This is a genomic window from Catellatospora sp. NPDC049133 (assembly GCF_040648455.1).
In the GTDB taxonomy this organism is placed as follows: Bacteria; Actinomycetota; Actinomycetes; order Mycobacteriales; family Micromonosporaceae; genus Catellatospora; species Catellatospora aurea.
The window spans coordinates 91,837-104,828 of record NZ_JBEZDT010000033.1 but is presented as its reverse complement, the minus strand read 5'-3'; the positions used below and the strand labels follow the sequence as shown (position 1 = coordinate 104,828).

General features: G+C 71.4%; 10 protein-coding genes and 1 pseudogene. 4 read left to right on the top strand and 7 right to left on the bottom strand.

Annotation, left to right across the window (positions count from 1 at the left end):
* Nucleotides 1-570 (top strand): annotated as a pseudogene (locus AB0B35_RS31600) (sulfate adenylyltransferase); the annotation flags it as partial.
* Between the two features lie 288 nt (nucleotides 571-858).
* Here the strand turns inward: AB0B35_RS31600 and AB0B35_RS31595 are convergent.
* The 7 genes from AB0B35_RS31595 to AB0B35_RS31565 are packed head-to-tail and all read right to left on the bottom strand — an operon-like array spanning nucleotide 859 to nucleotide 9,758.
* On the bottom strand, nucleotides 859-1,845 hold the full coding sequence (locus AB0B35_RS31595; protein ID WP_361052309.1) for a glycosyl hydrolase: 987 nt from the start codon (nucleotides 1,843-1,845) through the stop codon (nucleotides 859-861).
* Between the two features lie 29 nt (nucleotides 1,846-1,874).
* Nucleotides 1,875-3,467 carry a polysaccharide biosynthesis C-terminal domain-containing protein gene (locus tag AB0B35_RS31590; protein WP_361052306.1) on the bottom strand — a complete coding sequence of 531 codons (1,593 nt, stop codon included), beginning with the start codon at nucleotides 3,465-3,467 and terminating at the stop codon, nucleotides 1,875-1,877.
* A complete protein-coding gene (locus tag AB0B35_RS31585) occupies nucleotides 3,464-4,333 on the bottom strand; it encodes a sulfotransferase (protein WP_361052304.1) in 870 nt (289 codons plus the stop codon). The genes AB0B35_RS31590 and AB0B35_RS31585 overlap by 4 nt, the downstream gene beginning before the upstream one ends.
* Nucleotides 4,333-5,556 carry a hypothetical protein gene (locus tag AB0B35_RS31580; RefSeq protein WP_361052301.1) on the bottom strand — a complete coding sequence of 408 codons (1,224 nt, stop codon included), beginning with the start codon at nucleotides 5,554-5,556 and terminating at the stop codon, nucleotides 4,333-4,335. The genes AB0B35_RS31585 and AB0B35_RS31580 overlap by 1 nt, the downstream gene beginning before the upstream one ends.
* 46 nt (nucleotides 5,557-5,602) lie before the next feature.
* Nucleotides 5,603-7,048, bottom strand: a complete 1,446-nt coding sequence (locus tag AB0B35_RS31575) for an O-antigen ligase family protein (RefSeq protein WP_361052299.1) — start codon at nucleotides 7,046-7,048, stop codon at nucleotides 5,603-5,605.
* Nucleotides 7,045-8,043: a DUF3048 domain-containing protein gene (locus tag AB0B35_RS31570; protein WP_361052296.1), complete on the bottom strand. Its 999-nt coding sequence runs from the start codon at nucleotides 8,041-8,043 to the stop codon at nucleotides 7,045-7,047. The genes AB0B35_RS31575 and AB0B35_RS31570 overlap by 4 nt, the downstream gene beginning before the upstream one ends.
* Nucleotides 8,040-9,758, bottom strand: coding sequence for a Wzz/FepE/Etk N-terminal domain-containing protein (locus AB0B35_RS31565; RefSeq protein WP_361052293.1), 1,719 nt, complete (start codon nucleotides 9,756-9,758; stop codon nucleotides 8,040-8,042). The genes AB0B35_RS31570 and AB0B35_RS31565 overlap by 4 nt, the downstream gene beginning before the upstream one ends.
* Before the next feature lie 335 nt (nucleotides 9,759-10,093).
* On the opposite strand from AB0B35_RS31565, the gene AB0B35_RS31560 reads away from it, so the two are divergent.
* From AB0B35_RS31560 to AB0B35_RS31550, 3 genes are read left to right on the top strand one after another with little or no spacing between them, the layout of a single operon-like run.
* Complete coding sequence (locus AB0B35_RS31560) at nucleotides 10,094-10,534, top strand: UDP-N-acetylglucosamine--LPS N-acetylglucosamine transferase (protein WP_360524180.1); 441 nt, start codon at nucleotides 10,094-10,096, stop codon at nucleotides 10,532-10,534.
* The gene (locus tag AB0B35_RS31555) at nucleotides 10,531-12,075 is read left to right on the top strand and encodes a glycosyltransferase (protein ID WP_361052291.1); all 1,545 of its coding nucleotides are present in this window, start codon (nucleotides 10,531-10,533) and stop codon (nucleotides 12,073-12,075) included. Before AB0B35_RS31560 ends, AB0B35_RS31555 begins: the two co-directional genes overlap by 4 nt.
* The gene (locus AB0B35_RS31550) at nucleotides 12,072-12,983 is read left to right on the top strand and encodes a glycosyltransferase family 2 protein (protein ID WP_361052288.1); all 912 of its coding nucleotides are present in this window, start codon (nucleotides 12,072-12,074) and stop codon (nucleotides 12,981-12,983) included. Before AB0B35_RS31555 ends, AB0B35_RS31550 begins: the two co-directional genes overlap by 4 nt.
* The last annotated feature ends 9 nt before the right edge of the window (nucleotides 12,984-12,992 follow it).

Below are 12,992 nucleotides of genomic sequence, written 5' to 3'. Positions count from 1 at the left end.
CGCCCCCAGTCCACCGTCGTCACCGACTACCGCGGCTACGCCGGACAGGTCGCCTCCGGGATCCTCAAACCCGGCGACGAGGTCATGGTCCTGCCCTCCGGCATGACCACCAAGATCGCCGGAATCGACACCGCCGACGGACCCGTCACCGAAGCATTCCCGCCCATGTCGGTGACCGTCCGGCTCGAAGACGAGATCGACATCTCCCGCGGCGACATGATCTGCCGCCCGCACAACACCCCCACCCCGGCACAGGACATCGAAGCCCTCGTCTGCTGGATGGACGACAAACCCCTGACCGTCGGCGGCAAATACGCCATCAAACACACCACCCGCACGGCCAGGGCGATCGTCAAAGGCCTGCAATACCGGCTCGACGTCAACACCCTGCACCGCGACGACACCGCCACCCAACTCGGCCTCAACGACATCGGCCGCATCCGGCTGCGCACCACCATCCCGCTCATGGCCGACGAATACCGCCGCAACCGCACCACCGGCGGCTTCATCATCATCGACGAAGCCACCAACCGCACCGTCGCCGCCGGCATGATCATCGAAGCCGCCTGACCAACCAGGCTGACACGAAACCGCGCCTTCCCACTCGGGAAGGCGCGGTTTCGGCCTTCATGGGGTCGCTACCCGCGACGCCCACAGCTGGTAGGTCCCCACACCGCGGAAAGATCGCCGTCTCCGGTCAAGAACTGCGGCCCCACCGCACGATCTGACCTGAAACGGCGATCACCACCGACCACCGACTCGCACCCGGCAGCGCCAGCCAGTCGATCACGGCCCCAGGGCCGCGACACGCCGCCGAAACCCTCCATAAGTTCATGATCGACGCAGGCGGGCCCGGGGTCAGTGGCCGGGTTGGCGGGTTAGCCAGGGGTCCTTTGCCAGCATGGTGAGGGCCTTGAGGGCGTCGGGTTCGTTGTCGAAGGTGGTGGCGTAGCGGGGGCGGGAGTCCGTGGCGGTGCTGAAGTAGAGGACGCCCTTGATCTGGGGGTGCTGGGGTAGGGCCAGCCGCATCTCGTTGAGCCAGGCGGAGCGCTGGCCGGGCTCTCCCTGCACCACGCCGAACTCGCCGATCAGCAGCGGGCGGGGGCGGTGCCTCGCCCACTCCAGGACCGGGGCCATCAGCTCGGTGAAGGTGTACATCTCCGGGCCGGAGTACACGTCGGCGCACAGCCAGTCGACCTGGTCGTCGCCCGGGTAATAGGGCTGGGCGCGGCCGTCCATGAAACCGTCGGCGTGCGGGCACCAGACCCAGGCCGCGTTGTCCGCGCCGACCTCGGTGAAGATGCTGCGTACGTGCTTCCACGCGGCCACGTAGTCCTCGGGTGAGTGGACCACGTTGAACAGGTTCGGGCGGTCCATCTCCCAGCGGTAGCGCAGCAGGATGGGCGTGCGGAAGTCGCGTACGGCAGCCGCGCGCCGCTTGATCTCCTCGTCGTAGACGCCGGTCACGATCGACCGGGTGTCGGTGCCGGCCCAGGAGATCATGAGCAGTTTGCCGCGGTGGACCAGCTCGTAGTCGTACGTCGAGGGGAAGTCGTCCTGCCACGGGTGGAACGAGTGGGCCAGCGCCAGCGGACGGTCGATCATGTCCTCGAAGCTGTCGATCGCTTCGAGCTGGTCGCCGGTGCGCCGGTTCTGCGCGTTCACGAACGCGCCGAACCAGGCGCCCGTCTCGGGCACGGCAGGGCCACGTCCGGTCGTGGTGAACGGGCCGGACGCGGCCGCGGGGAGTTGCTTGAGGGTGGGGCTGGGACGGGCCGGCACCGCCGGCTCGTCCTCTGGGACGACGGTCGTGCAGCCGGCAGCCGCCACTGCCAGAAGCACCATCACCAGCCCCGCAGCCGGTAATGCTCTTCTCATGGGACGAGGGACTCCACTGGGGGTGAGGGCTGTGCCGGGGTCTTGCCACGGCGCCGGAGCGCGCGCAGACCGGCCAGTTGCAGAACGTGCCGGCACCGCCACACTACCGCCGCATAGGCGACTGTCGCGACGAGCACCGAGCCGAACCCGACGAGCGGGTGGTCGCCGAGCAGGACACGGACCAGCAGTGGTAGGGCGGCGTAGCACGCGACGGCGGCCGCCATCGCGATGAAGCCGCCCCGGCAGAGGGGGGACAGCCCATGCCTGCGCTGCAGCTGTACCAGCGGCAGCAGGTTCTTGATGAGCAGGGCCGCCGACCAGGCGATCGCGGCGCCGACGATCCCGTAGGACGGGATCAGCACGATGTTGAGGACCACGTTCACCACGAGGGCGAGCATGGTCTGGAAGAAGGCGATCCCGGTGTGGCCGGCCATCTCCTGGACCGTGGAGACCATGCCGCACGCGGTCGCGACGAGCATGGTCAGCGACAGCACGACGCCGACGAGGCCCGCGTCGCCGCCGGCCGTGTAGCCCTCGCCGAACACCGTCATCAACTGTCCGCCGAAGATGGCCCAGGTCAGGTAGAACGGCCAGATCAGCGCGATGAGCCAGGTGGTGGTCATCTGGTAGAGGCTGTTCGCCTCGTCGTGCTTGTCCTGCGCGAGCAGCCCGGAGAAACGGTGCTGCACCGTCTGCCCGAGCGCCTGGCCGCCGAGCTGGCCGATGACCAGGAAGCGGGTGGCGGCGGTGTAGAGCGCGGCGTCCACCGGGCCGCGCAGCGCGGCCATCAGCACGACGTCGAGCCGCTGCAGTGCGAGCTGTGCCAGGCCGGTGCCGGCCCGCGGCGAGGCGTAGCGCCAGAACCGGCCCCAGTCCTCGCGGGTGGGCGCCTCGACCGGCTGTCCGCCGGAGCGCTCGGCCTTGCGCCGCAGTTTCGCCGACCACAGCACCGCCACGACCAGGCCCAGCGCGTACGGCACAGCCCAGGCCAGGGCGAGTGACACCGAGCTGGTCCACCCTGCCACCAGCACGGCGACGACGCCGAGCAGTTGCAGTCCGGGTCGCAGCACCCGCATGACCATGACGTTGGGCCGGGTGGTGCCGAGTCCACGGCCGACGGCCAGGTGCACACCGGTGATGGTGGAGGTGGGCAGGAAGACGGCGAACACCCGGATCGCGGCGACGGTGCCCGCCGGGGCCTCCGGCAGCATCACGTCGACCAGCCACGGCGCGGCGAACCACAGCCCGGCCGCGATCAGGATGCTGGCCACCACGACCGGGGTCATGGCGACCCGCACGGTGGCCCGGATCCGGCCGGTCTCCTCCCGGACCCGCTGCTGCGCGAGCAGGTAGACCACGCCGGTCTCCGCGCCGAGCAGCGCGGCCGCCGACAGGATCAGGAACACCGAGGTGAGCGTGAACAGCACCCCGGCGACGCTCGCGTCGAAGCCGCGGGTGACCACCACGGTCAGCGCCAGCCCGGCGATCGCCGAGACGCCCGCCCCGACCAGGTTGAACAGGCTGCTGCGCATGACGCGCCCGCGGTCGGCCCCGTAGGCGCCGGCGTGGGCCGGCGCGTCGACGCTCATCGCCGCCAGCTCGGCTGATGGCCGAGCCAGTCGGCGAGCCGGGCGTCGTACGGCGCGAAGTGGTCCTCCAGCCGGGACCGCAGCTCGTCGGACATCGGCGAGCGCGGGCGGGCGTTGTGCTGGTCGTGCACGATGCCGGGCACGTCCGGGATGCCGAGGAACTCGCACACCCCGCTGAAGACGCGCGCGGGGTCGGCGAAGTAGTCGTGGCTGTCGACGACGTGCAGGCGCTCCCGGCCGACCAGGGACTCCAGGTGAAGTAGCTGGTCGATGTACTGGCCGCGGCCGAGGTGCGCGAGGTGGCGTACGGCGTGGCTGTGGTAGTTCGGGTCGGCGGCCATCTTCTCGCGCTCGCCGGCCATGCGCCCGGCCTCCAACGCGACGGCCTGCTCGAACTTCTCGGTCTCGAAGCCGCGGGCGTACTCGTGGGCGTGGCCGGAGTAGGCGCGCTCCACCGGGTCGCGCAGCAGCACGATCAGCTTGACGCCGGGCAGGTCCTTGGCGATGCGCTGGGGGGCCAGCGGGTGCCACATGTAGTAGGGGCTGGCCTCGCCGGTGACCACGGGGTGGCCGAGGGTCTGCGCGGCGCGCTCGGCCTTGGTGCGGCTCACGAAGTGGCCCATGAACCAGGCGTGCCCGCGGTGGTAGTCCATGTCGAAGTAGTGCACGCCCTTGCGGAAACGCGGCGGCAGGTAGGCCGGGTGCTGCGCCAGCGCCTTGTGCAGTGACGTGGTGCCGCCGCGCTGGGTGCCGACGATCAGGAAGGACGGCACCATGCGCCGGTCCGCGGTGAGCTGTCCCGCGGTCCGGGCGAGCGCGCCGGCCTTGCGCCAGACGAACTTGCGTACGCGGCTCTTGACTGCCATCAGTTCTCTCCCACCAGAGAAGCCCATCGCCCGCCGAGTCCGGCGAACGCCCCGTTGATCCACTCGTCGACGCGCCCCATCGGCCGACCGAGGTTGTCCAGACCGTCGCCGAGGTACCGGCTGCCGATCTCGACGAAGTACAGGGCGGCGACCTCGTTGGCGACCGCGGCGTCGACCCCGAGCGGGGCGAGCAGTTCCACGGCCCGTTCGGCGACCGCGCGGGCGGCCACGACCGGGTCGGTGTGCCGGACCGCGACGGCCTCGTGCAGCTCGAAGTGCAGCGGGTCGTAGCCGACGGGCACGTCCGGGGTGAAGCGTTCGAAGTCCCACAGCAGCAGCTGCCCGTCGCGGACGGACATGTTGCCGCCGTTCCAGTCGCCGTGCCAGCAGCCGAAGCCGAGCTCGGCGCCGGCGCACTCGGCCAGCGCGCGGCGCATCAGGGTCGCGGCGGGCCGCTCGCCCAGCACGTCGACCTGGGCGGCGAGCCGGGCGGCGTAGGTGCTGCCCGCGTACCTGGCGCGGGTGACGCCCTGGACCTGCGCGATGGAGCGCATCGCGGCGAGGCTGAGCGGGGTCAGCCCGTCCGGCGGGGCGTCCTGGCTCACCGGCAGCGCGCCGACGACGAGCAGGGCCGCGCCGGCCCACGTGCCGAAGTGCAGCACCTCGGGCACCCGGGCGGGGGCCAGGTCGCGGTCGGCGAGCAGGCGCAGCGCGCGGTGCTCGGCGTCGATCAGGGTCGTGGTCAGCTCGTTGACGGCCATCTTGGCGTACGCGATGGTGCGCGCCCGGCCGTCGATGAGCTGGAGCACGGGTTTGCGGTTGGCCCGCGGCGGCCCGAAGCGCACGCTCAGCCGCACCTGCTCGCCGAGCAGCCCGCTGAGGTGCTCGGCCAGCGACGGCTCGGCCCGCACCGCCAGCCGGTCACGGAAGAACAGGTCACCGAGGGTGCGGCGGCCGAGGCCGGTGGAGAAGACCCCGGCGAGCACCCGCTGGCGCAGCCGGTCCTTGGCCGAACGCGGGGCGCTGGTGTGCCGGATGGCGGCCCCGGCCGCGCGGCGGTCGCCGTGCGGCACCAGCAGCCGGGCCTTGCCGATGGCGGGGACCACGGTGTAGACCTCGTCCGCGGCGTGCGCGCCCCGGCCGAGGAAGACCCGGTCCGCGGGCGCGCCGACGGTGTCGTCGCCCAGCAGCCTGCCCAGTTCGGTGAGGAACTCGCCGCTCACTTCGCCGCCTCCGGGCGGCGGGCGGTGGTCAGGATCGGCGCGCGGCTCATGTGTACACCCGGTTCGTCTCGTTGCGCCAGAGCAGGGCCAGCGGGACCATCATGATCACAAGGGTCATGCCGGTCGAGTTGTAGATCGTGGAGAACCAGACCGCCAGCGGCACGGTGACGCCCGCGGCGATGCCGAGCCACGAATGGTCGCGACGGAACCGCCAGCCCATCCAGAGGAAGAACAGCAGGTAAAGGCCGGCACCGACGAAGCCCTGCGTGATCAGCAGCATCCACAGCTGGCCGTCGCTGCCGATGTCGCGGTTGCCGCACTGCTCGCAGGACGGGCTCTGGCCGATCGCGATGGACCGCTCGCTGCCGATCGTCTCCGACTGCCCGCCGAACCCGATGATCGGCGAGGCCTTGGCGGCCTCCAGGGCGGCGGCGTTGAGCGAGGCCCGGCCCTCGTTGGAGTGCGGGTTGTCCATGCGGGCCATCACGGTGCTGCCCAGCGGGGTCGCCAGCACCAGCAGGCCGGCCATGGCGACCGCGACGAGCACACCGGCGACCGGCATGATGCTGCCGCGGATCGCCATACGGACCACCAGGTAGGCGAGGATGATGCCCAGGCCCGCCCAGGTGCCCCGGTTGAGCGAGTAGACGATCGGGATCATCGCGGCGACCAGGATGAGCGAGGGCCAGACCTTGCTCCACAGCCCCTTGGCCTTGTACAGCGTGGCGAGGACGAACCACGGCAGCAGCACCGCGATGCACTGCCCCCACGCGTTGGTGTACTGGAACGGCGCAGCGGGCCGGGGCGAGGGGGCCTCGCCCACGATGGTCTGCCACTGGGCGAACTCGATGCGCACCGAGGACCGCACCCAGCCGTTGGCCAGCAGCGACTTCGGCAGCACCTCGGCCAGCGGGGTGGTCACCGCGATCCGCGGCAGGAGCACGCCCGCGATACCGCCGACGACGAGCACCACGAAGAAGTACGCCAGGAACTTCACGACGCGTTTGGTCGGCAGCTCGCGCTCGGTGAGGTTGCCGACGTACAGCAGCACCACGATCGCCGCGGCCATGTCCAGCAGTCGGCGGACGAAGGCCAGGATCCGGCCCAGCCCCATCTCCGGCGGCAGCGCGTTGGGCACGGTGGCGTCGAGCATCACCACGCCGACCAGGCCGAGGAAGCACAGCAGCAGCCAGGCGAAGACCGGGGCGGGCATGCGCACCCGGCCGCGCCGGAACAGCTCCAGCGCCATCGGGATGGCCAGCAGCGGCACCCAGGCCAGGGTCAGGCCGAGCAGCCAGCCCACCGGGTACAGCACGATCATCGCGAACAGCGCCCAGTCGCGGGCCGGGATCGGGTCGCGCTGACCGCGGCGGTGCAGCACGGCCGCGAGCGGCGGGAGCGCTCGGGCGTGCTCGGGCGCTGCCGCCACGCCGCGGACGCCCTCGCTGCCGGGTGCGGTGTCACCCGGCAGGCGGCCGGCGGCGGTGCTCACGAGACCGTCACCTTCGCGGTCGAGGGCAGCAGCAGGATCCAGGTCGGGCCGGGGGTCAGCCGCACCACGGACTGCTCAGGGCCGAGCAGGTTGAGGGCGGCGAAGAAGCCGTCCTTGTTCCACGTCGCCTTGACGCCCTGACCGGCGCCGAACACCTGGGCCGCACCCTTGCCGATCGGGTCGGCCATGGTGACCTCGCGGTCGAGCGCCTTGACGTCCTTCTTGTTGAACGGAGTGGTCAGCAGGACCAGGTTGGCGGTGGCCACCGGCACCCCGCCGAGGGTGGTCTGCCAGCGCCGGGCCGTCGTGTCGAACTTCCAGGTCACCGCGGCCTTGCCGGGGGACGCGATGGAGATCGTGGTGGCCGGGGTCGCGCCCATCGCGACCGGCTCGCCCGCCTGGCCGAACTGGAACAGCGAGGCCAGCAGCTTCTGCTGGGCCGGGGCGGACGCCTGCAGCGTGCCCGTGTTCACGAAGACCCGGCCGGAGACGGTGGTGAACCCGGTCTTCTTCGCCGGGGTGACCGCGGCCAGCTTCGACAAGGTCAGCAGGTCGAGCCAGCCCTTGGGCGTGCCGTTGTGCACCATGTACGGCTGCAACTGGTTCAGCAGCTTGATCTCGGCGGGGCGCACTGCCGCCACCGGGCCGACCTTGTCCGCGGGGGTCGACTGGAACACCGCCGCCACTCGCAGCAGCTTGCCCTCGGCGAACTCCAGCTCGACGACGTCGGCCTTGTCCAGCCCGACCGGGGCCGCGGCGCCCGTGCCCACCTCGATGGGCACGATGACCGCGGCCTTCGACTTGGTCGCCTCCTCCGTCTCCAGCCCGGTCAGCGGGGCGCGCGGGCGCACCGCCTCCGGCGACGGCAGCGTGAAGGGCGACTGCTCGACCGGAGCCGCCGTCGACGGCGGCTTGGCCGGGCCGACCGAGCACCCCGAGGTGAACGCCGCGGCGGCCAGCGCGGCCGCCGCACCCAGGCGCAGTGACCGCTTCATCGCAGATCGGCGGAGGTGGTCTGGTCGGAGGAGGAGGTGCGCTTTCCGTTCACCTTGCTGTCGGTGGTGCCGCCGGCCCAGAACTCGATCCGGTCGCCGTCCTCGCCGACGCGCGGGATGACCATCGTCTGGTCGAATTCGCGGCCCGCCCGGGGCAGATCCGCGGATGCCGGAACGGCGGGCTGGTCGACGACCGCCGCGCTGGGGACCGCCTTGACCTTGATCTTGCGACCGACTCGCGGGCTGCGCACGACAAGCAGGCCGGCCAGCGGGCCCTGGACGCGGGCGACCTGCTCGACCGACTCCTCGACGTCCTCGGCGCGGGCCACCCGGGTCTCCACGACCAGCAGGACGGACGCGGCGATCTCGCTGAGCGCCTGGGCGTCGACCGCGCGGCTCGGCGGCGCGGTGGCCAGCAGCACCCGGTCGGCCTGCTGCTGCAGCTGCGCCAGCAGGTCGGACACGGCTGCGACGGGCAGCTCGACCCGCGGGTCGAGGCGGCCGGCGCCCAGCAGCGAGACACCGCGGATCGCGGGCACGGCATACAGGGCGCTGTCGAGGGTGACCTCACCGGCGATGACGTCGCCGAGACCGCGGGACGGGCTCACGCCGAGCATGGCGGGCAGGTGCGAGGTGGAGTCGGTGCACACGATCACGACCCGCTCGCCCGACCGGGCGAACGCCGCAGCCAGGTTGGCGACCACGAACTCGACCGCCGGGCCGGGGGCCGCGCCGCAGATCAGCAGCGCGTCGGTGGCCGAGGGACGACCGCCCCGAGCGGCGCCGGCGGCGACCCGCAGCACGTTGCGCAGCAGGCTGAACTCGCGGCCCAGCGCGCTCGCCGCGTCGGCCACCGCCTTGTCCCGGCCACGCTGCACCTCCATCAGCACCGGCACGTCGTTGCGGTAGGGGATCTGGCGGCTGTGGTAGATCCGGGAGTCCATGCGGTCCAGCACCAGCGCGCCCGCCAGGCCCAGCAGCAGGCCGATCGCGACACCGCTGACCAGGTAGAGCATCAGGTCCGGCTTGGCCGGCGAGGTGGGCTTGGTCGCCGCGGACAGGATGTTGCCCGGCTTGACCGTGGTGGCCAGCAGCGGGATCAGTCGCGCGTTCAGGGTGTTGATCTGCGAGGTGAGGATCTGCTGCTTCTGCACGGCCTTCTGCCGGTCCGCGGAGTTCGCGGCCAGGCCGACCAGCTGCGCGGCAACCTCGTCGAGCTGCTTGGTGAGGCCGGCGATCTCGTCGCGCATGGCGGCGCCCTGCACGTCGACGTTCTTCTGCGCCTCCGCGGCGCGCTGGTCCAGGTAGGCCTGGGCGAAGGCCTGCGAGCCGCGCTGCGCCTCGGCGACCGTGGGGGCGTCGAACGTGATGGAGAGCACCGAGGTGTTCGCCGGGACCGTCACGGTGACCCGGGAGACCAGCTCCTCGACCGGGGTGTCCGTGTTGAGGAGGTTCTTGGCCGCGCCGCCGACCGTCGTGGAGCGCACGACCTGGGACTCGGTGTCGAGGTTCACCTTGGTCGTGGTGTCCTGGCCGACCTGCATCACGAGCACCTTGGTCTCGGACACGTACACCTTGGGCTGGGTCGCCGCCACCCCGAGACCGCCGACCGCGCCGACCGCCACCGCGATGACCACAAGCCACCAGCGGCGGGCCAGCCAGCCGACGTAATCGCCCACGCTCGCCGTCGGCACCGAGGCCGCATTCGTAGCCATTGATTCCCCTTGTTAACAAACCCATGAACACAGGACCGACGACCGGCGCGGCGCAGGTGAAGACGCCCTGGGTAGACGGTCCTCACCCTAGCCATCGCTGCCTGGCACGCGCTCAGCCAAACGGCCACTTCTGTGTCAGACCGGAGTTATTGGACGCCACGATCGCATCTGCGGGGTCAAGAGTATGACGGCCGAACCTGCCGTTCGGTCAGATCACGTGCACTGTCAGGCTACCGACAATCGTCCGCAACGAAATGTTAAATCGTGTCGCTAGGCTGCGGGTCGTCGACAGGAAAGGAACCGAGGTGGGCGAACCGAATCGTGCACGTCATGTCATGCTGGTCGGCTCGTCGGGCGGACATCTCGCCCAGCTGTACGCATTGCGTCCATGGTGGACAGACCGTTTCCGCACCTGGGTGACGTTCCCCACGCAGGACGCGCACAGCCTGCTCGGTGGGGAGAACGTGGTCTACGCGCACTACCCGACCACCCGGAACATCCCGAATCTGCTGCGCAACGCACTGCTCGCGGTGAAGATGCTGCGCAGATCGCGGCCTGATGTGGTGATTTCGACCGGTGCGGGCGTGGCGCTGCCGTTCTTCATCGTCGCCCGACTGCTGCGGATACCCACTGTTTACGTGGAGGTCTACGACCGGTTGGAAACGCGCACCCTGACGGCTCGACTGTGCAAGCCGTTCACCTCGCGCATGCTGGTCCAGTTCGAGGAGCAGCTGCGGCTGTACAAGGGCGCGACACTGGTGGGGCCGCTGCTGTGACGACCACCTCCCCCGACTTCCCGTCGCAGCGCACCGCGCTGACCGTGCCCGCGCCGCGCCGGCCGGAGCGCGACGCCGTGCTCGTCGTCGTCGGCACCGACGTGCACTCCTTCGACCGGTTGCTGGACTGGGCCGAGCGCTGGTCCGCCGGCAGCGGCGTGCCCTGCGTCATGCAGTACGGCTCGTCGGCCCCGCGGCAGGCACCCGGCTCGGACGCGTTCTTCGACCACGAGACGCTGAACGAGCGGCTGCGCCAGGCCGCGGTGGTGGTCTGCCACGGCGGCCCCGCCACCATCACCGAGGCCCGCCGGGCCGGGCACAAGCCGATCGTGGTGCCCCGTGACCCGACGCTGCACGAGCACGTCGACGACCACCAGCAGCGCTTCGCCGCCCGAATGGGCAGCCTGGGCATGGTCGAGCTGTGCCGCACCGAGGCCGAGTTCCGGGCCGCGCTCGACGCTGCGGTGGCCGAGCCCACCCGGCTGCGCATCTCGGGCAGCGAGGCCGGTGCCGCGGCGACCGCGGCCGCGCTGCGCGTGGGCGCGATCGCGGACGGCCTCATCAAGCGCACGCCCCGGCCGGCACCGTCCGATCAGGTCACCGTGCTGTTCATCGGTGGCTGGGGGCGCAGCGGCTCCACGCTGACCGACCGGATCCTCGGCCAGGCCCCCGACGTGTGCGCGGTCGGTGAGGTGACTCACATCTGGGAACGTGCCCTGCGCGACAACGAGCGCTGCGGGTGCGGCAGCGCCTTCGCCGACTGCCCGTTCTGGGCGAAGGTGGGCGATCTGGCGTTCGGCGGTTGGGACAAACTGGACCTCGACGCCGCCATGGCCCTCAAGCACCGGGTCGACCGGATGCGCTTCGTGCTGCGGATGTCCCTGCCGTTCTTCCTGAACCGCCGTAAGAGGGACCTGCGCGCGTACGGCGAGCTGCACCGGCGGATCTACCGCGCGGTGGCCGACGTCTCCGGGGCGAGCGTGGTCGTCGACTCCAGCAAGCACGCCTCGCTGGCCTTCGCCCTGCGCCACGCGCGCGGCATCGACCTGCGCGTGCTGCACCTGATCCGGGACGGGCGCGCGGTGGCCTACTCGTGGAGCCGCGAGGTGCGCCGCCCGGAGATCGTGGGCGCCGAGGTGTTCATGCCGCAGTACTCGACGGTGAAGTCGGGTGTGCTGTGGTCGGTGCACAACGCGCTGTTCCACGTGCTCGGCTGGGTGCGCACGCCCACGCTGCGGCTGCGCTACGAGGACGTGGTGGCCCGGCCCGTGGACGGCCTGCGCCGCATCCGGGCCTTCGCGGGCCTCGGTCCCGGCGGCGCGGAGTGCCTGACGCAGCCCGCCGACGGGCTGCCCGTGGCCCGGCTGGAGACCACCCACACCGTCGCGGGCAACCCGATGCGTTTCACCAACGGCGAGCTGGAGCTGCGGCTCGACGCCGCCTGGCGTGGCAAGCTCGCCCCCCGCAAGCGCCGCATCCTCAGCGTGATGACGTGGTTCGGCCGCGCGCGCTACGGCTACCTGGACTGGAGAAGGAAATGACGGCGAGCGTCTCGGTGGTCGTGCCCACCCGCAACCGCCCGGAACTGCTGCGCAAGGCGATCGAAGCGATCCTGGGCCAGGACTACCCCGGCCCGGTCGAGATCGTCGTCGTGTACGACCAGAGCGAGCCCGACTACTCCCTGGTCCAGGACGACCCGCAGCGCCGGATCCGGGTGATCACGAACACGCGCACCCAGGGCCTGGCCGGCGGCCGCAACACCGGCATCCTGGCGACGGCGACCGAGCTGGTCGCGTTCTGCGACGACGACGACGAGTGGCTGCCCGGCAAGCTGGCGGCCCAGGTCGCCATGCTCGACGCCCACCCGGCCACCGAGCTGTGCTCGATCGGCGTCGTCATCGACTACGACGGCAAGGACGTGGACCGCACCCTGGACCGCGATCTGGTGACGCTGCCCGAGCTGCTGCGCTCGCGGCTGACCGAGCTGCACCCGTCGACGTTCCTGTTCCGCCGGGCGGCGCTGGTCGACGGGATCGGCCTGGTCGACGAGAACATCCCGGGCAGCTACGCCGAGGACTACGAGCTGCTGCTGCGCGTCGCGCGGCGGGCGCCGATCGCCAACGCGCCGGGGGTCGGCGTGCGGGTGCGCTGGCACCGGCAGTCGTACTTCACGGCGCGCTGGGCGACCATCGCCGAGGCGCTGGAGTGGCTGCTGGAGCGCTACCCGGAGTTCGAGGGCGCGCCGCGCGGCCACGCCCGGATCACGGGGCAGATCGCGTTCGCGCAGGCCGCGGGCGGGCACCGCAAGGACGCCATGCGCTGGGTGAAGAAGACCATCCGGCACAGCCCCCGCGAGGCCCGCTCTTACCTGGCGCTGGCGGTGGCGACCCGGCTCGTCTCGGCCGACACCGTGCTGCGCCGGCTGCACCAGCGCGGCCGCGGCATCTGACGTTGCACG